Origin of the sequence: Streptococcus sp. KCJ4932 (genome assembly GCF_004352745.1) — a bacterium.
GTDB lineage: Bacteria > Bacillota > Bacilli > Lactobacillales > Streptococcaceae > Streptococcus > Streptococcus ruminicola.
Genome location: NZ_SJWW01000014.1, coordinates 21,998 through 44,677 on the forward strand (window position 1 = coordinate 21,998; position 22,680 = coordinate 44,677).

Consider the following 22,680-nt stretch of genomic DNA (forward strand, 5'->3'; position numbering starts at 1 on the left):
ATAGTTTTAGAGTTGGAAGAAAATGTTAGAATTTTTAAATGATGAACTAAAAGGGATTGATATTCGAGTTAATGAACCCTTAAAAAAATATACTTACACGAAAGTGGGAGGTCCAGCGGACTATCTCGCTTTTCCACGTAATCGTTATGAATTAATTCGTATTGTTGAATTTGCTAATAAAAATGATATTCCATGGATGGTGCTTGGAAATGCAAGTAACATCATTGTTCGTGATGGTGGTATCCGTGGTTTTGTTATCATGTTTGATAAATTAAATACAGTCACAGTCAATGGCTATGTCATTGAAGCAGAAGCTGGTGCTAACTTGGTTGAAACAACACGTATCGCCAAATACCATAGTTTAACAGGTTTTGAGTTTGCTTGTGGTATTCCAGGTAGCGTTGGTGGTGCTGTCTTCATGAACGCTGGTGCTTATGGCGGAGAAATTTCGCATGTCTTGGTATCAGCTCAAGTACTTACCAAAGAAGGTAAAGTTAAGACAATTGAAGCTCGTGACATGAAGTTTGGTTACCGTCATTCAGCGGTCCAAGATAGCGGTGATATTGTTATTTCAGCAAAATTCGCCCTTAAACCAGGTGATTATGTCTTGATTGAGCAAGAAATGGCACGTTTAACTCACTTACGTGAATTAAAACAACCCCTTGAATACCCATCATGTGGGTCAGTCTTCAAACGTCCAGTTGGACACTTTGCTGGACAATTAATCACAGAAGCCAACCTTAAAGGACACCGTATTGGTGGCGTTGAAGTTAGTAAAAAACACGCAGGCTTTATGGTAAATGTCGCTGACGGTACAGCTCAAGATTATGAAGATTTGATTGCTTACGTTATTGACACAGTTGAGAAAAATTCAGGCGTTCGTTTAGAGCGCGAAGTTCGCATTATCGGCGAGAAAAAAGTTTAAAGAAGCTCCATGGAGGTTTTATGAGAATTGACTAATCCAATTATTGCATTTAAAAACGTATCAAAAGTATTTGAAGATAACGGTACAGTTGTTTTAAAGGATATTAACTTTGAGTTAGAAGAAGGAAAATTTTACACCCTTCTTGGTGCTTCAGGTTCCGGAAAATCAACGATTTTAAATATCATTGCAGGGCTTTTACAGCCAACCACAGGTGATGTTTTCCTTGATGGAGAGCGTATCAATGATATCCCAATCAATAAACGTGATGTTCACACCGTTTTTCAAAATTACGCCCTTTTCCCTCATATGAATGTCTTTGAAAATGTCGCTTTTCCTCTAAAATTAAAAAAAGTCGACAAAAAAGAAATTGAACGACGAGTGGAAGAAGCTCTTAAAATGGTACGTTTGGCTGGTTTTGAGAATCGCCAGATTCAAAAGTTATCTGGTGGGCAGCGTCAGCGTGTCGCGATTGCGCGTGCTATCATCAATGAACCTCGCGTGGTTTTGCTTGATGAACCTTTATCAGCCTTGGATTTGAAGTTGCGTACAGAAATGCAATACGAACTTCGTGAATTACAACAACGTCTTGGCATTACCTTTGTTTTCGTCACTCACGACCAAGAAGAAGCTTTGGCAATGTCAGACTGGATTTTCGTTATGAATGATGGCGAAATCGTCCAATCAGGTACACCAGTAGATATTTATGATGAGCCAATTAACCACTTTGTGGCAACCTTCATCGGTGAATCAAATATCATTCCAGGTAAAATGATTGAAGACTATTTGGTTGAATTTAACGGCAAACGTTTTGAAGCGGTTGACGGTGGTATGCGACCAAATGAAGCCGTTGAAGTGGTTATCCGTCCAGAAGACTTGCAAATCACAATGCCTGAAGAAGGTAAATTACGTGTGAAAGTCGATACCCAACTTTTCCGTGGGGTACACTATGAAATCATTGCTCACGATGAGCTTGGCAATGAATGGCTGATTCACTCAACGCGTAAAGCCATCGAAGGGGAAGTCATCGGACTTGATTTCACACCAGAAGATATTCATATCATGCGCTTGAATGAAACAGAAGAAGAGTTCGATGCGCGTCTTGAAGAATATGTTGAAATGGAAGAGCATGAAGATGGTTTGATTCATGCCATCGAGGAGGAGCGCAATGAAGAAAAATAATTTCTTCTCGATTCCATATATTTTATGGTTGATACTGTTTGTCATTGCTCCCGTCATTTTGATTTTATGGCAGTCATTCTTTGATATCCAAGGACATTTTACCTTGGATAATTACAAGACTTTCTTTAGTTCTTGGACTTATCTTCGAATGAGTTTTAATTCGATTTTATATGCTGCCATCATTACCCTTGTGACCTTGTTGATTTCTTACCCAACAGCATATTTTTTGACACAGCTTAAGCATAAGCAGTTGTGGTTGATGCTTGTGGTTTTACCAACTTGGATTAATCTCTTGTTAAAAGCTTACGCTTTTATGGGGATTTTTGGACAACATGGTGGCGTTAACGCCTTCTTATCATTTGTCGGTATTGGTCCAAAACAAATTTTATTCACAGATTTTTCATTTATCTTTGTTGCTTCTTACATTGAAATTCCATTTATGATTCTACCGATTTTCAATGCGCTTGATGATATTGATACCAATCTCATCAATGCGAGCCACGATTTAGGCGGAAATGGCTTCCAAACCTTTACAAAGGTTGTCTTTCCTTTATCACTAAATGGTGTGAGAAGTGGGGTACAATCAGTCTTTATCCCAAGCCTTAGCTTGTTCATGTTGACTCGTTTGATTGGCGGTAACCGTGTGATTACACTGGGGACAGCAATTGAGCAGCACTTCTTGACAACACAAAACTGGGGAATGGGTTCAACCATTGGTGTGATTTTAATCATGGCAATGCTTGTTATTATGTGGATGACTAAGGAGAGACGAAAATGAAAAAATTTGCGAATTTATATCTAGCTTTAGTCTTTGTTATTCTCTACATTCCAATCGCTTATCTGATTTTCTATTCCTTTAATCAAGGTGGCGATATGAATGGTTTTACTGGATTTACCCTAGAACACTATTCAGAAATGTTTGCGGATAGTCGCTTGATGCTTATCTTGATTCAGACATTTTTCCTAGCCTTTTTAAGTTCAATTCTGGCGACAGTGATTGGGACTTTTGGAGCTATTTTCATCTATCAAGCTCGTCGTAAACACCAACAATCTATTTTATCGATGAATAACATTTTGATGGTGGCACCTGATGTTATGATTGGTGCAAGCTTTTTGATTCTTTTTACGCGCTTGGCAGATATTTTCCATTTTAATCTTGGATTTATGACAGTTTTGCTTAGTCATATTGCCTTTTCAATTCCAATTGTGGTGCTTATGGTTTTGCCACGACTTAAGGAAATGAATGACGATATGATTAATGCTGCCTATGATTTGGGTGCAACACCTTGGCAAATGTTAAAAGAAGTCATGTTGCCATATTTGACACCTGGTATCATTTCAGGATTCTTTATGGCATTCACTTATTCCCTTGATGACTTTGCGGTAACTTTCTTTGTTACAGGAAATGGTTTCTCAACTCTTTCTGTTGAAATTTACTCGCGTGCAAGACGAGGAATCTCACTTGAGATTAATGCTCTTTCAACCATTGTCTTCATCTTTAGTATCTTGCTTGTAATTGGTTATTACTTTATTTCACAAGATAAGAAGGGAGAAAACAATGCGTAAATTATACACATTTTTCCTAGGGCTTGTTGCGGTAACCTTGATTCTATTTGGTGTTTCAGTTTATATGCAAAAAACATCAAGTTCATCAAGTCAATCTGATAAATTAGTCATTTACAACTGGGGTGATTATATTGACCCAGAATTAATTACAAAATTCACTAAAGAAACAGGTATCGAGGTTCAGTACGAAACCTTTGACTCTAATGAATCAATGTATACCAAGATTAAGCAAGGTGGAACAACTTACGACATCACCGTGCCGTCAGATTACATGATTGATAAGATGAGAAAAGAACATTTGCTCATCAAATTAGATAAATCTCAAATCAAAGGCTTAGATAACATCGGTTCAAAATTCATGGGCATGAGTTTTGATAAGCATAATGATTATTCAGTGCCATATTTCTGGGGAACGCTTGGTATCGTCTATAATGATACTATGGTTGATAAAGCGCCAGAGCATTGGTCAGATTTATGGAATCCAGAATACAAGAATGACATCATGTTAGTTGATGGCGCTCGTGAAGCAATGGGAATCGGTCTTGGAACTCTTGGCTACAGCTTAAATACCAAATCGATGACTGAGCTAAATGCCGCTTCAAAGAAACTTGATGACCTAACACCAAATATCAAAGCTATTGTCGGTGACGAGATGAAAGGTTACATGATTAATGACGATGCTGCGATTGGAGTCACATTCTCAGGTGAAGCAAGTGAGATGCTTAACTCAAATGAGCATCTTCACTATGTGGTGCCTAGCGAAGGGTCTAACCTTTGGTTTGACAACTTAGTGATTCCAAAAACAGCTAAGCACATTAAAGAAGCTTATGCCTTTATCAACTTCATGTTAGAACCTGAAAATGCTGCGCAAAATGCAGAATACATCGGCTATGCCACACCAAATACAGAAGCTAAGAAACTTTTGCCAAATGACATTAAAGAAAATAAAGCTTTCTATCCATCTGAAGAAACCTTTAACCATTTGGAAGTTTATAATAACCTTGGTCAAAAATGGCTTGGTATTTATAACGACTTATACTTACAATTTAAAATGTATCGCAAATGATACCAAGAGAGTTTGGAAGAATTTCCAAGCTCTTTTTAAATGTGCTCGAAATCAGCTTTAAGATTTGATAAAATAGTAATGAGTTATTTTTTGAAAAATAGTTGAAACTAATATGATATTTTCAATTTGATTAGATAGGAGTTTTAAATGGAAAGTTATCGTAGAGAGTACGAGTTTTCGCTATCCTCAATCCTTAGCTTTGTGTGGCGTGGTGTTATTGTAGGATGTGTTTCCGGAAGCGTGGTCAGTCTTTTTCGACTCTTGATTGCCAAGATTTTCGCACAAGTGGTCAAGTGTTATCAACTCTCGCATGAAAATCCAGCTTTACTAGGTTTGATTTTACTAGTGAGTGTGATTGTTGTCATTGCTATCGGATTTTTGGTTAAATCTGATCCAGATATTAAAGGCTCTGGGATTCCCCACGTCGAAGGAGAGTTGAAAGGCTTACTTCATCCTGATTGGTGGTCTGTTCTTTGGAAAAAATTCATTGGTGGTGTCCTAGCCATTTCAATGGGATTCATGCTAGGACGTGAAGGTCCAAGTATTCAACTTGGGGCAATGGCTGGAAAAGGTGTAGCGAAATCATTGAAAGCACAGCGCATGGAGCAACGTGTCTTGATTGCTAGTGGTGCAGCAGCAGGTTTGTCAGCTGCCTTTAATGCTCCAATTGCAGGTCTTCTTTTTGTTGTTGAAGAAATCTATCATCAATTTTCACGTTTGGTTTGGATTTCAGCCCTGGTTGCAAGCTTGGTTGCCAACTTTATTTCGTTAAATATCTTTGGTTTGACGCCTGTGCTTGCCATGCCAAGTGATCTTGCTATTTTACCTTTACATCATTATTGGATGCTTTTGCTTTTAGGGGCATTTTTAGGCATGATGGGTTATCTTTACGAAAAAGTAACCTTGAATGCGAATCTATTTTATGACTTCTTAGGCAAAATTTGTCATATTCCAAATTATTTTTATGGTATTTTTGCAGCTATCTTGATTCTGCCAATTGGTTATTTCTACCCACAATTATTAGGTGGCGGAAATGGCTTGATTACATCATTGTCAACTAGTCATTTGACTTTTGCAGTGGTTTGCTTGTACTTTCTTATCCGCTTTGTTTGGAGTACGTTTAGTTATGCCAGTGGTTTACCGGGTGGGATTTTCCTTCCGATTTTGACTTTGGGGTCATTATTAGGTTTTGGTTTTGGTCTAGGCATGCACCAAATTGGCTTTATCAGCACATCTGTCCTTGTTAATTTTCTCGTTCTTGGTATGGCTGGTTATTTTGGGGCTATTTCAAAAGCTCCGCTGACTGCCATTATTTTGGTAACAGAAATGGTAGGAGATTTCCGACAATTAATGACTATTGCAGTCGTTACTTTGGTAGCTTACATTGTAATGGATCTTCTAAAAGGTGAGCCAATCTATGAGGCGATGTTGGCAAATTTATCTATTCCAAAAGACCGCGAAGTTATTGAACCAACGCTTATTGAGTTAACCGTGTCAGATAAAATCGCTGGCAAACGTGTTCGTGATTTGACTCTTCCTAAAAACGTTTTGATTACAACTCAGATTCATCGCAAGAAATCAGAAGTGGTTTGCGGAAGTACCGTTTTAAATGCTGGTGATACAATTTTCTTGGTGGTTAATGAACCAGAAATTGGAAAAATTCGCAAATTATTGATGTAAATATGTCAATAAAATATTTTTGTATCCCCTTTCATTTTAAAGGGATTTTTGGTAAAATGGATACCAGTAAGAGGATTGTTACTGGTTAAGCAGGCAAAACCTAGTGTGCATAGAAAGCATTTGTGCGTAAAAACACAGTGCATTTTGTGTACGCTAGTTTTGCCTTTTCTTTCCGAATTTTTTTGAGGGAGTAGTAGATAATGAGGATAGAAAAAGTCTATAATAACAATGTTGTTTTGGCTAAGGGGGATGAGGGAGAAGAGATCATCGTCATGGGGAGAGGACTTGGTTTTCAAAAGAAATCAGGTGACGAGATTGATACTTCTTTAGTTGAAAAAACATTTGTTATGCAAGATAGCTCTGCTACACATGAGTTAACGCGTGTTTATATTGACTTGTCACCAATAGAGACAGAGGTTGTTCTTGATATTATCAAGCATGGTCAAGAGGTTTTGGAGACTAATTTTGATACAGCTTTTTATATTGCCCTTGCAGATCATTTGCATTACACACTTCAGCGAAGTCGTGAGAACATCATTGTGCAAAATCCTTTGTCTTGGGAGATTCGTAAATTTTTTCCAAAGGAGTATCAGCTTGGTCGTGATGCCCTTAAGATTGTCTTTGAAAGGCTAGGTGTTATTCTGCCTGATGATGAGGTTTCATCAATTGCGCTTCATTTTATCAATGCTCAGAAAGACTCTGGTTTGGTTAAGCAAAGCTATCAAATTTCAAAGATTGTGACAGATATTTTAGGGATTGTTCGTTTATTTTACGGAAAAGTTTCTGATGAAGATTCTGTCAGCTATAATCGTTTTGTGACTCATATTCAGTATTTTGCACAACGTGTCGTCAATGGTGTGGTGCAAGGGAAAAATGACAGCTTTTTGTATGAGCAAGTGAAGTTAAATTACCCAGAAGCTTTTTCTTGCTCTGAAAAAATCAAGAATTATATCGAAAGCTCATATCAATTTCCGATGAGTCGTGATGAGCAAGTCTATATCACCATTCACATTCAACGACTGGAAACAAGTAGTAATTAATCATTAAGAATCTTCTCGACTAAGGTTGGGAGGATTTTTTTAATAAAAATCTTGTGTGAAATTTTTTTGAAAACTTGTGAAAGGTGTTATAATTTCAAGTTTTGAAAGGTGGTCAACTTTCAGAGATAAATGAAAATGTCAAAAAGTGTAATAAAACACCATAAAAGCGCTTGCAAAAAATGTAAGCGCATGCTATACTATGAATTGTTAAAAGGATTGTTACTGATAAGCAGGCAAAACCTAAATAAATACAAGATAGTTTTGGCGTTACCGCTGATGTGGGCGCAGAAAATTGTTTAGTATTTATTTAGGTTTTTTCTGTTGTTAGGAAAGAACATTAAGAAAGGAGCCAGCTTATGGCTAAAGATTATACTGAATTGGCACAAGATATTGTTGCTCACGTCGGTGGAAAAGACAATATCATCAAATTAGTTCACTGTGTGACTCGCTTACGTTTCACCTTAAAAGATGAAAGTAAAGCAGATGATGATTACCTCAAACAACGTGATGGTATTGTGACTGTTGTTAAAGCAGGTGGTCAATACCAAGTGGTTATCGGAAATCATGTCCCAGATGTTTATGATACGGTTTTGAAAGTTGCCGGTATCCAAGGTGAAGGTGGTATTGATGTTAATGAAGGAGATGTTCCTCAAGGAAACCTCTTCGACCAATTCATCGCTTTGGTTTCTGGACTTTTCCAACCAATGCTAGGAGCTCTTTCTGCTGCAGGTATGATTAAAGGTTTGGTAGCTATTTTAGCAGCAGTAGGAGTGAAGGAAACAAGTGGTCTTTATGTTATTTTAAATGCCGCCGGTGATGGCTTCTTCCAATTCTTGCCTGTTATCTTGGCATTAACAGCAGCCAAACGTTTCAAAATGGAACAATTCACTGCTTTAGCACTAAGCTTTGCTTTGGTTTATCCTGACATTGCCGCAAGTTTTGCAAATGGGAAAGTTGATTTCTTAGGACTTCCAGTTATCTTCCCATCATCAAGCTACCTTCAAACAGTTCTTCCAATTATCTTGACTATTTGGGTTGGTTCTAAAATTGAAAAATTCTTCAAGAAAATCATTCCAGATGTGGTTAAGGTCTTCATCGTTCCATTCTTTGTTATCTTAATCACTGTTCCACTTGCTTACTTGGCAATCGGTCCTGTTATGAACTGGGCATCTAACCTTATCGGTGTTATCTTTACAAATATTTACAACTTTAGCCCAATTGTCTTTGGTATTTTACTTGGTGCTTTGTGGCAAGTTCTTGTTATGTTTGGTCTTCACTGGGGTCTTGTTCCAATTGCAATCTTGGATTTCTCTACTAAAGGATGGAGTACATTACTTGTTGCTTCAACAGCTATCTGTTTTGCTCAAGCAGGTGCGCTTCTCAACATCTTCCTTCGTACAAAAGAAGATAAAGTAAAACAATTGACTATCCCAGCTTTTATTTCAGCTCTCTTTGGGGTTACTGAACCAGCTATTTATGGTATTACACTTCCAATGCGCACACCATTTATCATGACATGTGTGGCTGGAGCAATTCAAGGGGCATTTCTAAGTTTCTTTAACACAACTGCTTACACAATGGGTGGTATGGGACTCTTTGCAATTCCTTCATACATCACTCCAAAACATGTTCCAGCAGGAGCAAGTTCAGATTTGAACAACGTTTGGTATTTCCTTATTTCAATTGTGATGTCATTTGTTCTTGGATTTGTATTGACACAATTGACTAAAATTCCTTACCTTTACGGTGGACCAGATGTTAAACCTGTAACTGATGACACAGCAGCTCAACCTGTAACTGAGCTTAAAGAATTAAAACAAGAAATTATTGCAAGCCCAATGATTGGTCAAGTTGTTAAACTTGAAAATGTTCCAGACGAAGTATTTGCGTCTGGTGCTATGGGAAAAGGGATTGCTATTGATCCTGCTGACGGTACTGTAGTTGCCCCAGCAGCTGGTGAAATTACCCTTGTCTTCCCAACTGGACATGCTATCGGTATGCGTACTGAAAATGGTGCTGAAATCTTGATTCACGTTGGAATGGATACAGTGTCACTTGCTGGTAAAGGCTTCAATACCTTTGTTCAAGTTGGTGATAAAGTTGACGCAGGTCAAAAATTACTTGAGTTTGATTTGGCAACGATTCGTGAGGCTAACCTTCCGGTTATCTCACCAGTGATTGTTACTAATTCGACAGAATTTGAAGATGTTCTCACAACACAAGATGCACGTGTTAACATTGGTGACTATCTTCTCACAACATTAGCTTAATAAAAAAGAACGCTTTAAGCGTTCTTTTTTTGTGTTCAAGCATAAGAAAAAGCTGAGGTGAGTCAGCTTTTAATGAGATTTTCTAGCAGGGTTGATTAAGACACGACTTTCTTTTCGTTTACTGAATTGTTTGCGGTATTGACTTGGTGTTAATTCATAGTAACGTTTAAATTGTCGGTTGAAATTTGACAAGTTATTAAAACCAACAGCCGTAGCAATTTCAAGAACAGGATTTGAGGTGTTAATCAACATATCGCAAGCCTTGTTCAGGCGAACTTGAATGATGAATTCCGTACAAGAGCTTCCAGTATGCTGTTTAAAGACCGCCATAAAGTGTGTTTTACTATATCCCATGAATTGAGAAAGGTAATCAATAGAGAGATTCTTTTGATAGTTGTTATTGATGAAGTCAATCAATTCACGAATCTGTTCATTTTTACGATAAGTATCATCGGTGTTCTTGCGAAGAACGTAACGATAGTAAAAGAGCAAATAGAGAAATTCATTGAGTTTTGATTTGAGCAGCAGTTCAAAATGACGTCCTTCGTTTTTTGAAAGCTCAAAAATCGTGAAGAGGCACTCTTTGATTTCTTCATAACCTTCCATTCCTGGTTGAATACGCGGAACAAATTTATAAAGGCTAGTTTGCAAAGGTTGCAAGTATCGAAGACTAACTTGGTCAACAATGGAATACCCAATCATGTCTAAGTGAAATCGAAAAGTATCAGTGACATGTTTCTGGTTTTCTAATGGGTGAATAGAGTGCATACCATTTGGTCGTATGAGGATAATATCACCCGCTTGACTATTAAAGTAATCGTAATCAATGTGAAAACGAGCGGAACCTTCATAAATATAATTGATTTCAACTTCTGGATGCCAGTGGAAAAGGACGTCAGGACGGCCGTTTTCAACCACTGTACTGTAATAATCATAAGGTAGAAGGTGCTTGCTTTCATCTATTTTTATTTCGTGAGCTGGATCTGCTTGTTTCATATAATACCCCTTCTAATCATAACATAGTATTAACTACTCTTTTATTATAGCAGAATAATCCGAAAAATGGAAGCGTATTCTAGAAAAGGTTTTCATAAAAATTTTCAAGACCATATCAGATAAAAGTATTATAAATGAGAAGGATAGTGTTAGAATCATTTTTGCTAGCTGACTATAATAGGAATATAAAATCACTTAGCGAGACCTCTTTTTTGATCGTGCTAGCAAGTGGTTTTAGAGTCTATGAGACACAATTGTTTACATTTTTTGAAAGAGCTCCGCATGACAAATTAATCTCCTTTGTTAGCTGCGGAGCTTTTTAATTTACCAGTTTTCTAGTATAAGAAACTTTCATGAAACGACTGTTTCTTTTAGATATTTTATCTCAAAAGTAGTAGAATGAAAGGGTAAACATAATGTTAATTTAGTCATTCAAGGAGGAATTAATCATGGAAGAATTGAAAAAAGTTCTCTTAGCCGGTATTGGTTTGACGTCTATGACTTTGGAAAAAGCTGATGCTTTTGTAAAAGAGTTAGTCGAAAAAGGACGCCTCACTGTTGACGAAGGAAAAGAATTGCACTCTGAACTAAAACGTCGAAGTGAAGACGAAGCACAAGCTTTTTTAGATCAATTAAATGCTAAAACAAAACCTGTTCAATATGCTACCAAAGAAGATGTTTCTCGTCTTGAAGACAAAATTGATGCGCTTTTGAAGAAGTCAAATATCTTAAATTAGAAATTATTGGTGGGTTATGTCAGGTAGACGCTTAAGAGAAATCATTGGTGCCTTTAGTTCAGTAGGGTTAACCTCTTTAATCGAAAAAGGAAAAGCTGCAGAAGATAAATCAACACCTCGTAAGCTTCGCTTAGCTTTTGAAAAATTAGGTCCAAGTTTTGTTAAAATTGGTCAGATTCTTTCGACAAGAAGTGATATTTTTCCAGAAGCATATGTTAGAGAATTGAGTAAGCTACAAAGCAATGTGCTTCCGCTGCCAACAGAATCGGTCATGGAAGCCATAGAAGCAGAGCTTACTGGTCCTGTTTCCGCTTATTTTTCTGAAATCAGACCTGAGCCACTAGCGAGTGGCTCAGTTGCTCAGACACACCGTGCTCGTTTGCTAAATGGGAAAGACGTTATCATCAAAATTCAACGCCCAAATCTGCCAGAAATTATCGAGGAAGACTTGACACTTTTGATTCGCCTTTCAAAACGTATCCCAAAAGCATTTCTTCCAATGGTAGATTTACCTGAGGTTTTGCAGCAAATCAAAGAAAGCTTGACGCGTGAAATTGATTTTCGCAATGAAGCTCAAGCTATGATTACCTTTGCTGAATTGAATCAATCAAGTAAATGTATTGCTAGTCCAGAAGTCTATGATGAGTTTACAACGCCTCGTTTAATCGTTGAAGACTACGTTTCAGGTATTCCGATTAATCACTATGATGAGTTGATTAAGGCAGGTTATGACCTTGAAGACATTGGTCGAAAACTCATGCTTAGCTTCATTAAGCAAGTCTTTAAAGATGGCTTTTTCCATGGCGACCCTCACCCAGGTAATCTTTTTATCTCAGACGGTAAGATTTATTTTATTGATTTTGGGATTATGGGAAAACTTGATAATGGCATGCGCGTGGCCTTAAATGATATTCTTTATAGCTTTACAGCACAAGACGTCGAAGGTATGATGAAAGGCATTTTGTCTGTCACAAGCTTTGATACCTCAATGAACAAGTCAGCTCTTGCCCAAGACGTGGAACGCATGCTTGCTAAGTATTCTAGCCTAGATATCGGTGTCTTATCTATCACAGATTTGATTGAGGATTTGTTAAATGTCTTTGTCAAAAATGGACTCAAAGCGTCACCACAGATTACCATTTTAGAAAAAGCAGCTCTGCAAATTGAAGGCATTTTTCGTGAGCTAGCTCCGGAAGTTGACCTCATGACCCTTGCTAAGAATTATTTCTTAGAAAATATGGGACCTGACATGCTTAAGCAAGCTTTGAACAAAGAAACCCTGCTTATTGAGCTCTTTTATCAGCTTAAAAATGGTAAGAATATCCCGCGTCGTCTCAATCAACTCTTGGAACAAGTCTTGAATGGACGTATTTTAGTTAACCATGATTTATACGATTACACCAACCGTATTAAGTTTTTTAATCGTGTGGTTAACCGCTTTGTTTTAAGTTTGCTCTTTTTTGCCGTATTGATAAGTGCTGTAATTTTGAGTTTTAATCAAAACTTAGAAATCCTATCAAATGGCCTTTTTGGCTTAGCTTTGTTGCTCTTTTTGTGGGATCTAGTCCTCATTCTCAAAAAATAAAAGGAAACAAGATAGAAGGAATTTCCTAATGACTTAGGAAATTTTTTCTATTTTTATTTTTGTAACCGCTTGCTATAATGACAATGTATTAAACAAGGAGGATATGTAATGGCTAAGTTACCAGATAATTTTTTGTGGGGTGGTGCAGTTGCTGCTCACCAACTTGAAGGTGGATGGAAAGAAGGAGGAAAAGGACTCAGTGTTGCTGACGTGATGACAGCTGGTCGTCATGGTGTTCCTCGTGAAATCACTGACGGTGTGGTTGAGGGTAAATATTATCCAAACCACGAAGCGATTGATTTCTATCACCACTATAAAGAAGATATTGCTTTGTTTGCTGAAATGGGCTTCAAATGTTTCCGTACATCAATTGCATGGACACGTATTTTCCCAAATGGTGATGAATTAAAACCAAATGAAGCAGGTTTGCAATTCTACGATGATTTATTTGACGAATGCTTGAAACACGGTATCGAACCTGTTGTTACTTTGTCTCACTTTGAATTGCCATATCATTTGGTTAAAGAATATGGTGGTTTCACAAACCGTAAATTGGTTGATTTCTTTGTTCGTTTCGCTGAAACATGTTTCCGTCGTTACAAAGACAAAGTAAAATATTGGATGACATTTAACGAAATCAATAACCAAGCAAACTATCAAGAAGATTTTGCACCATTTACAAACTCTGGTATTGTCTACAAAGAAGGCGATGACCGCGAAGCGATTATGTATCAAGCAGCTCACTATGAATTGGTAGCATCTGCGCGTGCGGTTAAAATTGGTCGTGAAATCAACCCTGATTTCCAAATTGGTTGTATGATTGCCATGTGTCCAATTTACCCTGCAACATGTAATCCAAAAGATATCCTAATGGCACAAAAAGCCATGGAAAAACGTTATTACTTCACTGATGTGCATGTTCATGGCTTCTACCCAAAACATATTCTTAAATACTGGGAACGCAAAGGCATTAATGTCGATGTGACAGAAGAAGATTTGGCAGATTTGAAAGAGGGAACTGTTGATTACATCGGATTCTCATACTACATGTCATTTGCAATCGATTCTCACCGTGAAAATAACCCACACTTTGACTACCTTGAAACAGAAGATTTGATTAAAAATAAATACGTCAAAGCGTCTGAATGGGGTTGGCAAATTGACCCAGAAGGTCTTCGCTATAGCTTGAACTGGTTTACTGATATGTACCACTTGCCACTTTTCATCGTGGAAAATGGTTTCGGTGCTATTGACCAAGTAGAAGAAGACGGCATGGTTCACGATGATTACCGCATTGATTACCTTGGTGCTCACATCAAAGAAATGATTAAAGCTGTCGACGAAGACGGTGTTGATTTGATGGGATACACTCCATGGGGTTGTATTGACCTTGTCTCAGCAAGTACAGGTGAAATGCGCAAACGTTATGGCTTCATCTATGTTGATAAAGATGACGAAGGTAACGGTACTTACAAACGTACACCAAAATTGTCATTTGACTGGTATAAGAAAGTCATTGCTTCAAACGGTGAAGAAGTCTAAAGTTATTCATTAAGTTATTATTTTGAAACCTTTGTGGGGGTGTAATCTCTTACCCTACGAAGGTTTTTACATGGTTATAAGAAGAGAGTAGGTCTTTATGATTGGGTATATTGCGGCTTGTTTGACAACGTTTGGTTTTTTGCCACAAATGATCAAGGTTTTAAAAACCAAAGACGTTGAATCCATTTCACTTGGCATGTATACCATGTCAGTCACTGGGATGGCATTGTGGTTAGCACATGGAATCTCTGTTTCAGATCCAGCTTTAATTGTTGCCAATACCATCTCAGTTGCCTTAGCAGGAATTATCCTTATTTGTAAAATAATTTATAAATAATTTTTAAAAGTCTTCGAAATGTTGTTATATCAATGTTTTGGAGGCTTTTTTGCAAAAGAATTCCAGTGGATTCTTCCTATTTAATTTCTGAAAAGAAGCTTTACAGAAAATAATTGACAGGGCTTTCAAAAAGGATTATAGTAATCGTATAATTTGAGTGTTCCGTTAGGAACAAGGAGGTGAGGGTTATTATGGTGACGATTTTAGCAATTATTTTTGGGTTTTTGTTAATCTTTGCGATTGTTCGTGTTGTCCAAATCAAAATGGGCGTGACCAAACGCTTTGGTTACCATTACACCATTACCATGCATCATGGACTGAAGTTACCAGATTTGATAAAAAATGATAATCTTAGAGGAAAGATTAAGATTATTTCGGCAACAGACGACACTTGCAAGGTACAATCACAGATTAATGATACTGAGCTGAAGACAACCTTAATGAAAGATTATGGACTGGATTCAACTCAAGTGCAGGTCGAGAATACTCAGTAAGCATGAATGAGTCGTTTTTAGGAATAGGACATTAGAAATCACAAATCGTCTACAATAATTATTTTGTTAATAATTTAGACATTTTGTTTTAAGAAATGATGTTTTCTTTTGAATGAATGTCTTATAATGTCGGTGAAGTGTTAAAAATACTTCAGACAATTAGGTTAAAGGAGATTAATGATGTTAAAAATGCTATTAATTGTTTTAGTTGTTGCTTTTGTTGTGGCTGGTATCTACAATGTTAGAAATCAACTATGGGTGTCAAAGACATTTGGTTATGATTATGTAGTCGTCATGAAAGATGGTGCAAAACTACCTGATTTAGCAAGCAATGCTAACCTTAAAGGAAAAGTTAGAGTTGTCGGCTCATCAGATGATACTTGTAGCGTTCAATCACATCTCAACGATGTGGAATTGAAAAAGATTTTGATGGCAGATTATCACTTGTCAGATGAACAAGTTTATATCCGCCCAGCACAACTATCAGGTGCCGTTGGTATGATGTAGTTTAGGAGATGACGAATATGAGCATCAAATGGGTTATTATTATCGCATTTTTAGTTCTGATTGCTCTTGTTTACTTTTTGACTAGTAAATATCGAAAAGATTATGATAGTCAAGGTGAACGGATGAGTGGTCCATATATTATCACCTTTTCAAATCTTAATGAGTTTCCTGATATTTTAGCTAATCAAAAGATTTCTGATATGATTCAAGTGCTTCATAAAGATTCAAAAAGTTATCGTGTTTATTCTATAATGAATGATGAAAAATTGAAAAAGCTAATTACTGATGAGTTAGGCTTACAAGAAAATCAAGTTTCTGTCAATTATACAAAATTATTTATTCCAGCATTCTTTTAAGATAGTCAGACTAGTTTTCCCTAGTCTGGCTATTTTTTTCTAAAAAAACTGAAGATTTACAGCAAATTTCCGTAATGATTGCAGTTTGATTACGGAAAAAGTTGCATCTAAACGGAAATTTTCCGTAATGGTCTTATTTTTTTCCGCATCACATAGGAAAAAGAATGCGTTTACATAATGATGGCGTTTTCATATAATATCAGTGTAAACAAAAAACAAAGGAGATTAAACGTTATGGCTAAACAAGCTTTAATTATCTGTGCAGGCGGTATGTCATCATCAATGATTGCTAAAAAAACAATGACATATCTTCAAGAAAAAGGTGAAGACATTGAAATGGATGCTGTTGGGGTTCCAGAAGGACAAAAACGTATCGAAGCTGATAAATATGATTTGTACCTTGTCAGCCCACAAACTAAAATGAACTTTAAACAATTGGCAGATGCAGCTGCTAAAACAAACAAACCAATCGTTCAAATTCCACCACAAGCTTACATTCCAATCCCAATGGGTATTGAAAAAATGGCAGCTTTGGTAAAAGAAAACATCTAATGCCCGTTGTGATATAATAGTTCTAATGGTACTTGGAGGTGTCCTCTTCTGTGTTAAATAAAAAAGAAAAGCAGATTATTCAATATCTTATTAAAGATAAGGATAAATTCGTTACTAGTAAAGAACTAGCAGCGCAATTAGGATGTTCGGATAGAACAATTAGAACTTACTATAAAACACTTGTTGAAAAATTAGATTTTTACTCAGGCATTGATTTGATTTCCAAGCAAGGTTACGGCTACAAGTTAGACATCGTAGATGATGATGCTTATGCTGATTTCTTAGAGGAAAATCATATCAATGACCATCACAATAATTATCAAAATATTACTGATATCAATGATCGTTACAATTATTTGCTAAACAAACTTTTGTTTGAACAAAATGAAATTTATTTTGATGATTTAGCTGATGAGTTGTTTGTTAGTCGATCAACATTATCTAGTGATTTTAAAAAGATAAGACAAAAATTTAAACCTTATCATTTAAAAATTGAAAGCAAAGCCAATAAAGGGGTTTACGTCTTAGGACAAGAACGTGATAAACGTCGTTTCATCATGGATTACTTTATTGATTCTGGTTTTATTAACACCATGCATTCATACGTTGATAATGAGTTGCTTAATCAAAAAATTTCTTTTGAAGAGTTAACCATCATTGTTCTGGATGAATGTCGGGAAGGTGGTCTTAAATTATCAGACTTTGTGATTCAAAATCTAGTCATCCACATTGCTTTAGCAATCCGTCGCATTACCGAAGGGTTTCGCATTAGCAAGGTGTCAGAAGATGAACTGGTACTGAGAGGTTTGGCAGAACGTCAAATTGCTGAAAATATCTTAAAACGTGTTTCAGTATCTACGCACATTGATTTTCCAGCAGAAGAAGTTGATTACATTACTCTCCACTTGGTTTCAAAAGGTCACGGGAGTGCTTGTCACATTTCTGAAGTTTTGCAAGAGCAAATGCGTCAGGAATTGATTGACAGTATTGACCAAATTAATCCAACTGTTAAGAATGACTTCCAATTGATTGAGGGCTTGCTTGCTCATCTATCAACAATGTTCATTCGCTTGCAAAGCAGGGTTGTTATGGAAAACCCTTTGACAGCGGAAATTCAAGCCAATTATCGCGATATGTATCAACTAGCTGAACGTGTTGTAGCTAATATGCCAACTTTCAGTGCTTACACTTTATCACCAAATGAAATCGCCTACATTGCTCTGCATTTTATGGCTGCCAAAGAAAGATACAAAGAACAACGTAAATACAATGTTCTTGTCATCTGTGCTACGGGATACGGTAGTGCTCAAATGCTTAAGAGCCGTATTGAAAACGAGCTCGGGAACTTGGTTTCAATTACGGATGTGATTGGTTATTATGAAATCAACGATGAAAAGTTAAAGGGAATTGATTTTATCGTTTCTTCTATTGATTTGTCAAACTTGATTTTCAATATTCCAGTCTTTACGGTTTCAGTTTTCTTAAATGATGAAGAGTTAAAGGATATTAAACAGGGAATCTCTCATTTGAATAGGTCTTTAGCAAATGTAGAAGATCGTCAATCAGAACTCAGTGTAAGCGATGTGTTTGATGATTACTTCTCAGAAGACTATTTCTTTCTACTATCGGACGCTTCAAAAGAAGAGGTATTGCAAAAACTAGCTCAGAGCATTTCACAAAATGAAAATGAGCAATTTGAGGAACGACTTCTTAATATGATGAAACAGCGGGAATCTATGAGTTCCATCGTATTCGGGAAAAACATTGCCGTACCTCATCCTTTGAAAGCCGTCGGTAGCAAACATCATTTTGCAGTAGCGATTGTTAAAAATGGTGTGAAATGGGATGAACAATATCCATCAATCAAAATTATCTTTTTAATGTCAATGTCAATTCATGATAATGATGGACTACCAGAGTTGACATCTGCCATTGTTGATTTGGTTGATAATCCAAAACTTCAAGAACAAATGTTAGCTTGTCAATCATTTGATGAATTTAAAAAAATATTTTTAACGATTTAAAAAGGAAGTAGGAGTTATATGAATTCAGAAGAATTGCAAGTTGCAGCATTTGAGATTATCTTAAATTCTGGTAACGCACGTTCAATCGTCCACGAAGCATTTGATGCGATGCGCGAAGGAAATTATGCGTTAGCAGAAGAAAAGTTAAAAGAATCAAATGACGAATTATTAAAAGCCCATCAATCACAAACACACTTGCTCCAAGAATACGCAGGTGGTAAAGAAGTTAATGTTGAAATCATCATGGTTCATGCTCAAGATCACTTGATGACTACAATGACACTTCGTGAAGTTGGACTTGAAATGTTAGAATTATACAAAAAAATCGGTTAGTTAGGCAAGAAAGGAGATAACTATGGCTGCTTTAACAGAAAAGGAGAAAAGAGAATTAGATGCTACAAGGCGTGAAAATGGGATTAAAAACATGTATTACACACGTTACTTCCTCATTCGCTACGTTGTTGCCTTCTTCTTTTTCATCAATCTCTACTGGATCTTGATGTTCTTATCTGCTAGTAACTTCAGTCTAGTTATCATTCCAGTTCTTATGGCTGCCTTTGGTGCCATTTGTATGTGGGAACAATCGCGAATGTATTCAAGGGAACAAAAACCTGCGGTTAAGACGCAATTTTATTTTCAAACGATTATTGCTTTAAATATCATTTTAATTATTGCCACTGTATTTAAACAATATCACAGTTTTTATCCATTCTTATCTGAAAATGGTACGACTCAAATTTTTCTCATCGTGATGCTTTTACTTGGGATTATGATTTCATCATGGATGTTAGTAAAAATCGCTCGTATCAATCGTAATTCAGATAAACAATACTATCGCATTCAAAAATATTTGGCATCAATCAATTAGTTAACAACAAACATTCAACAGTTTTTAGGAGGAGAAGAAAATGTTTGAATTTTTAGAAAAGTACTTGATGGGGCCGATGGCTAAAGTATCTGCTTGGCGTCCTGTTCGTGCAATTGTTGCCGCTGGTATGGCAAGTATTCCGTTTACTATCGTCGGATCTATGTTCCTTGTCTTGAGCATTATCCCACAAGCCTTTCCAATTCCTGCCTTAACATCAATTTGGGCAAACTCAGTTGATAAAATTGCACCTCTTTACTTGCAAGCTTACAACTGTACAATGGGTATCTTGTCTCTCTACTTTGCCATTGTTATTGGTTATGAGTATACAAAAATCTTTGCTGACGAAGAAGATTTGAACGTTGACCCAGTATATGGTGCTCTACTTTCAGTATTTGCATTCTTCTTGACAATTCCAGAATTGCTTGTTAAAAATGGTGCATTTGACTACTTGAACGTCAAAGGTGCTACAATCAATGGTTGGACTGTTGGTGGTAACAGCTTGGCTCGTTTGTCAACATCTGGTATGTTTACAGCAATCTTGATGTCTATCCTTGCTGTTCAACTTTACCGTGTATGTATCAAACGTAACTGGGTTGTTAAAATGCCAGAAGCTGTACCATCAGGTGTTTCTCGCTCATTCTCAGCTTTGATTCCATGTGCTTTCGTAGCTCTTGTTGTCCTTGTTATTGATGGTGTATTCATCGCTCTTGGTACTGATATCTACAACGTTGTTGCTATTCCATTTGGTTTCGTTCGTCACATCGCAAACTCTTGGCTTGGTATTGTGGTTATTTACCTTCTTGTTCACGCTTTGTGGATTGTTGGTATCCACGGTGCTAACATCGTCATGGGTCTTGTTAACCCAATCCTTTTGTCAAACATGGCAGAAAACGTTGACGGAGCTCACATTGCCTTTGCCGGTGAATTCTCAAACTCATACGTTATCATGGGTGGTTCTGGTGCAATGCTTCTTGCTTGTGTATGGCTTGCAGTAGCAGCTAAATCATCACAACTTAAAATGCTTGGTCGTGCAGCTATGGGTCCTGCAATCTTCAACATCAACGAACCATTGATCTTTGGTCTTCCTGTTGTTTACAACCCAATCCTTGCCCTTCCATTCATTATCGCACCAATCGTATGTGCTTCAATCGCATACTGGTCAATCAAACTTGGCTTTGCCGCAGTATCAATCATCCAAACTCCATGGCCAACTCCAATCGGTCTTGGTGCTTACATCGGAACTGGTGGTAACATCGGTGCCGTTATCACAGCTCTTGTCTGTGCCCTAGCAGCATTCTTTGTTTGGTTCCCATTCCTTAAAATGTACGATTTGAAACTTCTCAAAGAAGAAGGCGTAGAAGCTTAATAAAAATTAAGAGCGGGTTTACCCGTTCTTTTTTTGTCTTGGGTAAAATAATCAAGATTTTTTAATACTATTTAGGTTGGATAGAATAATTAGATTTTATGTGTATATTATAAGAAATCTTACTGGTTTTTTTTGGTAGTTTTCACTAGAATTTGGTAATAATTCAATCTAATCTACGAAATTGAGCATGATTAGTGTACAAAAAAAATAATTTTTTAGTACAATTCAATTGAGAAATGAATAAAGAGGAGGTGACGAAGTGTCAAACGCGATTACTCGAAAAGAGATAGATTATCAGGCTTTTTTAAATCGTGAGAGAAAGAAACGTCATCATCGTTATGATGAAGAATTGAGACAATATATTTATCTTAAAAATGGTGATTTAGAAAATGCTTTAACGGCAACTAAACAAATGTTCCAGTCAAATTTGACAGGTCAGTTATCAGAAAATCCCGTTAGAAATTACCAATATCTTTTTGTTGCTTCTGTTACGCTCGCCACGCGCTTTGCTATCCAGGGTGGACTGGATGAAGAAGTTGCTTTTAATACCAGTGACCTTTACATTCAAAAAGTTGATAAGATTGATAATGTGCAAGATATTTTTGAATTACAAGTTGAAATGTTTACGACTTTCACAAAACTTGTCAGGCAAAGTAAGCTTGATCAAGCTAAAGCTTTACCTATTTTACGCTGCATAGAATACATAGAGTTGCACTTACATGAGGTGATTCATTTATCTGATTTGGCTAAGCATACTGGTTATTCAAGTAATTATATTTCAAAATTGTTTAAAGAACGAATGAATCAGTCTGTTAAGTCTTATATTCAAACTCAAAAAATTTCAGTTGCAAAGAACATGTTGTTAGAATCTGATTATTCATTACTGGAAATATCAGAAACACTTGCTTTCAGTTCGCAGAGCTATTTCACAAAAATATTTAAAAAAGTGACTGGTGAAAAACCACTTGATTACCGTGCAAATCACCTCACTGATGCTATTCATTCGAAAGGAGTCATAGATGACAGAACTTGAAAAATTAGAGGCTGGTTTACCTTATTGTTTTACGGATCCAGATATTGAAAAAATCAAAAAAGAAGCTTTACGAAAATGTCAAGTTTTAAATGCTATCGATATTTTAGACGTAGAAAAAAGAACAGCTGCAATAAAAGATTTATTTGGATCAGTTGGTGAGGATGTTTCGGTTTTTCCAAATTTTAATTGTGATAATGGAAAAAATATCCATGTTGGTGAGCATTTTTTGATGAATTATAATGGCATTATTTTAGATGTGGCAGAAGTTCGTATTGGTCATCACGTTATGATTGGTCCAAATACTATGATTACTACGGTCAATCATCCACTAACCCCACAAGGCAGACGTGACAATCTTGGTATTGCCAAGCCAGTAATTATTGGTAATGATGTTTGGATTGGTGGAAATGTTACGATTTTGCCAGGTGTAACTATTGGAAATAATGTTGTAGTGGCAGCAGGTGCTGTGGTTACAAAAAATGTTCCAGATAACTATGTAGTTGCAGGGGTCCCAGCGAAGTTTTTAAAAACAATTGAAAATGATGTGGAGAATTGAT

Annotated in this window: 23 protein-coding genes; 22 read left to right on the top strand and 1 reads right to left on the bottom strand. The window is 36.6% G+C overall.

Features of this window, described 5'->3' with window-relative positions; genetic code table 11:
* Positions 1 to 22: 22 nt before the first annotated feature.
* From murB to E0E02_RS07040, 8 genes are all read left to right on the top strand, one after another.
* On the top strand, positions 23 to 925 hold the full coding sequence (gene murB, locus E0E02_RS07005) for a UDP-N-acetylmuramate dehydrogenase (protein WP_093814627.1): 903 nt from the start codon (positions 23 to 25) through the stop codon (positions 923 to 925).
* A gap of 27 nt (positions 926 to 952) precedes the next feature.
* Complete coding sequence (locus E0E02_RS07010; RefSeq protein WP_039696797.1) at positions 953 to 2,104, top strand: ABC transporter ATP-binding protein; 1,152 nt, start codon at positions 953 to 955, stop codon at positions 2,102 to 2,104.
* The gene (locus tag E0E02_RS07015) at positions 2,091 to 2,882 is read left to right on the top strand and encodes an ABC transporter permease (protein ID WP_006531059.1); all 792 of its coding nucleotides are present in this window, start codon (positions 2,091 to 2,093) and stop codon (positions 2,880 to 2,882) included. Before E0E02_RS07010 ends, E0E02_RS07015 begins: the two co-directional genes overlap by 14 nt.
* A complete protein-coding gene (locus tag E0E02_RS07020) occupies positions 2,879 to 3,670 on the top strand; it encodes an ABC transporter permease (protein ID WP_061407897.1) in 792 nt (263 codons plus the stop codon). Before E0E02_RS07015 ends, E0E02_RS07020 begins: the two co-directional genes overlap by 4 nt.
* The gene (locus E0E02_RS07025) at positions 3,663 to 4,736 is read left to right on the top strand and encodes an ABC transporter substrate-binding protein (RefSeq protein WP_133018218.1); all 1,074 of its coding nucleotides are present in this window, start codon (positions 3,663 to 3,665) and stop codon (positions 4,734 to 4,736) included. The genes E0E02_RS07020 and E0E02_RS07025 overlap by 8 nt, the downstream gene beginning before the upstream one ends.
* Before the next feature lie 147 nt (positions 4,737 to 4,883).
* Positions 4,884 to 6,416 (top strand): ClC family H(+)/Cl(-) exchange transporter, encoded by a 1,533-nt coding sequence (locus E0E02_RS07030; protein WP_074625651.1) that lies wholly within the window; start codon positions 4,884 to 4,886, stop codon positions 6,414 to 6,416.
* A 200-nt stretch (positions 6,417 to 6,616) separates the two neighbouring features.
* Entirely contained in the window at positions 6,617 to 7,456 is an 840-nt protein-coding gene (locus tag E0E02_RS07035; protein ID WP_133018219.1) for a PRD domain-containing protein, read from the top strand.
* 356 nt (positions 7,457 to 7,812) lie between these two features.
* Positions 7,813 to 9,726 carry a beta-glucoside-specific PTS transporter subunit IIABC gene (locus E0E02_RS07040; RefSeq protein ID WP_133018220.1) on the top strand — a complete coding sequence of 638 codons (1,914 nt, stop codon included), beginning with the start codon at positions 7,813 to 7,815 and terminating at the stop codon, positions 9,724 to 9,726.
* A gap of 69 nt (positions 9,727 to 9,795) precedes the next feature.
* Here the strand turns inward: E0E02_RS07040 and E0E02_RS07045 are convergent, their stop codons facing one another.
* Positions 9,796 to 10,722 (bottom strand): AraC family transcriptional regulator, encoded by a 927-nt coding sequence (locus E0E02_RS07045; protein ID WP_074563816.1) that lies wholly within the window; start codon positions 10,720 to 10,722, stop codon positions 9,796 to 9,798.
* Positions 10,723 to 11,171: 449 nt separating this feature from the next.
* Between E0E02_RS07045 and E0E02_RS07050 the strand changes: the two genes are divergently transcribed.
* From E0E02_RS07050 to E0E02_RS07115, 14 genes are all read left to right on the top strand, one after another.
* Complete coding sequence (locus tag E0E02_RS07050; RefSeq protein ID WP_039696806.1) at positions 11,172 to 11,459, top strand: hypothetical protein; 288 nt, start codon at positions 11,172 to 11,174, stop codon at positions 11,457 to 11,459.
* A 16-nt stretch (positions 11,460 to 11,475) separates the two neighbouring features.
* Positions 11,476 to 13,044 (top strand): AarF/UbiB family protein, encoded by a 1,569-nt coding sequence (locus E0E02_RS07055; protein WP_133018221.1) that lies wholly within the window; start codon positions 11,476 to 11,478, stop codon positions 13,042 to 13,044.
* Between the two features lie 108 nt (positions 13,045 to 13,152).
* Complete coding sequence (locus tag E0E02_RS07060; RefSeq protein WP_133018222.1) at positions 13,153 to 14,586, top strand: 6-phospho-beta-glucosidase; 1,434 nt, start codon at positions 13,153 to 13,155, stop codon at positions 14,584 to 14,586.
* Positions 14,587 to 14,683: 97 nt separating this feature from the next.
* A complete protein-coding gene (locus tag E0E02_RS07065; RefSeq protein ID WP_014334819.1) occupies positions 14,684 to 14,923 on the top strand; it encodes a SemiSWEET transporter in 240 nt (79 codons plus the stop codon).
* 191 nt (positions 14,924 to 15,114) lie between these two features.
* On the top strand, positions 15,115 to 15,417 hold the full coding sequence (locus E0E02_RS07070) for a hypothetical protein (protein ID WP_074625659.1): 303 nt from the start codon (positions 15,115 to 15,117) through the stop codon (positions 15,415 to 15,417).
* A gap of 180 nt (positions 15,418 to 15,597) precedes the next feature.
* Positions 15,598 to 15,924 carry a hypothetical protein gene (locus E0E02_RS07075; RefSeq protein WP_039696811.1) on the top strand — a complete coding sequence of 109 codons (327 nt, stop codon included), beginning with the start codon at positions 15,598 to 15,600 and terminating at the stop codon, positions 15,922 to 15,924.
* A 17-nt stretch (positions 15,925 to 15,941) separates the two neighbouring features.
* Positions 15,942 to 16,280 carry a hypothetical protein gene (locus E0E02_RS07080; RefSeq protein ID WP_240789021.1) on the top strand — a complete coding sequence of 113 codons (339 nt, stop codon included), beginning with the start codon at positions 15,942 to 15,944 and terminating at the stop codon, positions 16,278 to 16,280.
* 234 nt (positions 16,281 to 16,514) lie between these two features.
* The gene (locus tag E0E02_RS07085; protein ID WP_020916863.1) at positions 16,515 to 16,832 is read left to right on the top strand and encodes a PTS cellobiose transporter subunit IIB; all 318 of its coding nucleotides are present in this window, start codon (positions 16,515 to 16,517) and stop codon (positions 16,830 to 16,832) included.
* Positions 16,833 to 16,882: 50 nt separating this feature from the next.
* Positions 16,883 to 18,856, top strand: a complete 1,974-nt coding sequence (locus tag E0E02_RS07090; protein ID WP_074563808.1) for a BglG family transcription antiterminator — start codon at positions 16,883 to 16,885, stop codon at positions 18,854 to 18,856.
* A gap of 18 nt (positions 18,857 to 18,874) precedes the next feature.
* Positions 18,875 to 19,189, top strand: coding sequence for a PTS cellobiose transporter subunit IIA (locus tag E0E02_RS07095; RefSeq protein WP_020916861.1), 315 nt, complete (start codon positions 18,875 to 18,877; stop codon positions 19,187 to 19,189).
* A gap of 22 nt (positions 19,190 to 19,211) precedes the next feature.
* On the top strand, positions 19,212 to 19,724 hold the full coding sequence (locus tag E0E02_RS07100) for a hypothetical protein (protein WP_074560265.1): 513 nt from the start codon (positions 19,212 to 19,214) through the stop codon (positions 19,722 to 19,724).
* Between the two features lie 40 nt (positions 19,725 to 19,764).
* Positions 19,765 to 21,090: a PTS cellobiose transporter subunit IIC gene (celB, locus tag E0E02_RS07105; RefSeq protein WP_039696815.1), complete on the top strand. Its 1,326-nt coding sequence runs from the start codon at positions 19,765 to 19,767 to the stop codon at positions 21,088 to 21,090.
* 259 nt (positions 21,091 to 21,349) lie between these two features.
* Positions 21,350 to 22,123: a helix-turn-helix domain-containing protein gene (locus E0E02_RS07110; protein WP_133018224.1), complete on the top strand. Its 774-nt coding sequence runs from the start codon at positions 21,350 to 21,352 to the stop codon at positions 22,121 to 22,123.
* The gene (locus E0E02_RS07115; protein WP_133018225.1) at positions 22,110 to 22,679 is read left to right on the top strand and encodes a sugar O-acetyltransferase; all 570 of its coding nucleotides are present in this window, start codon (positions 22,110 to 22,112) and stop codon (positions 22,677 to 22,679) included. Before E0E02_RS07110 ends, E0E02_RS07115 begins: the two co-directional genes overlap by 14 nt.
* Position 22,680: the final 1 nt, after the last annotated feature.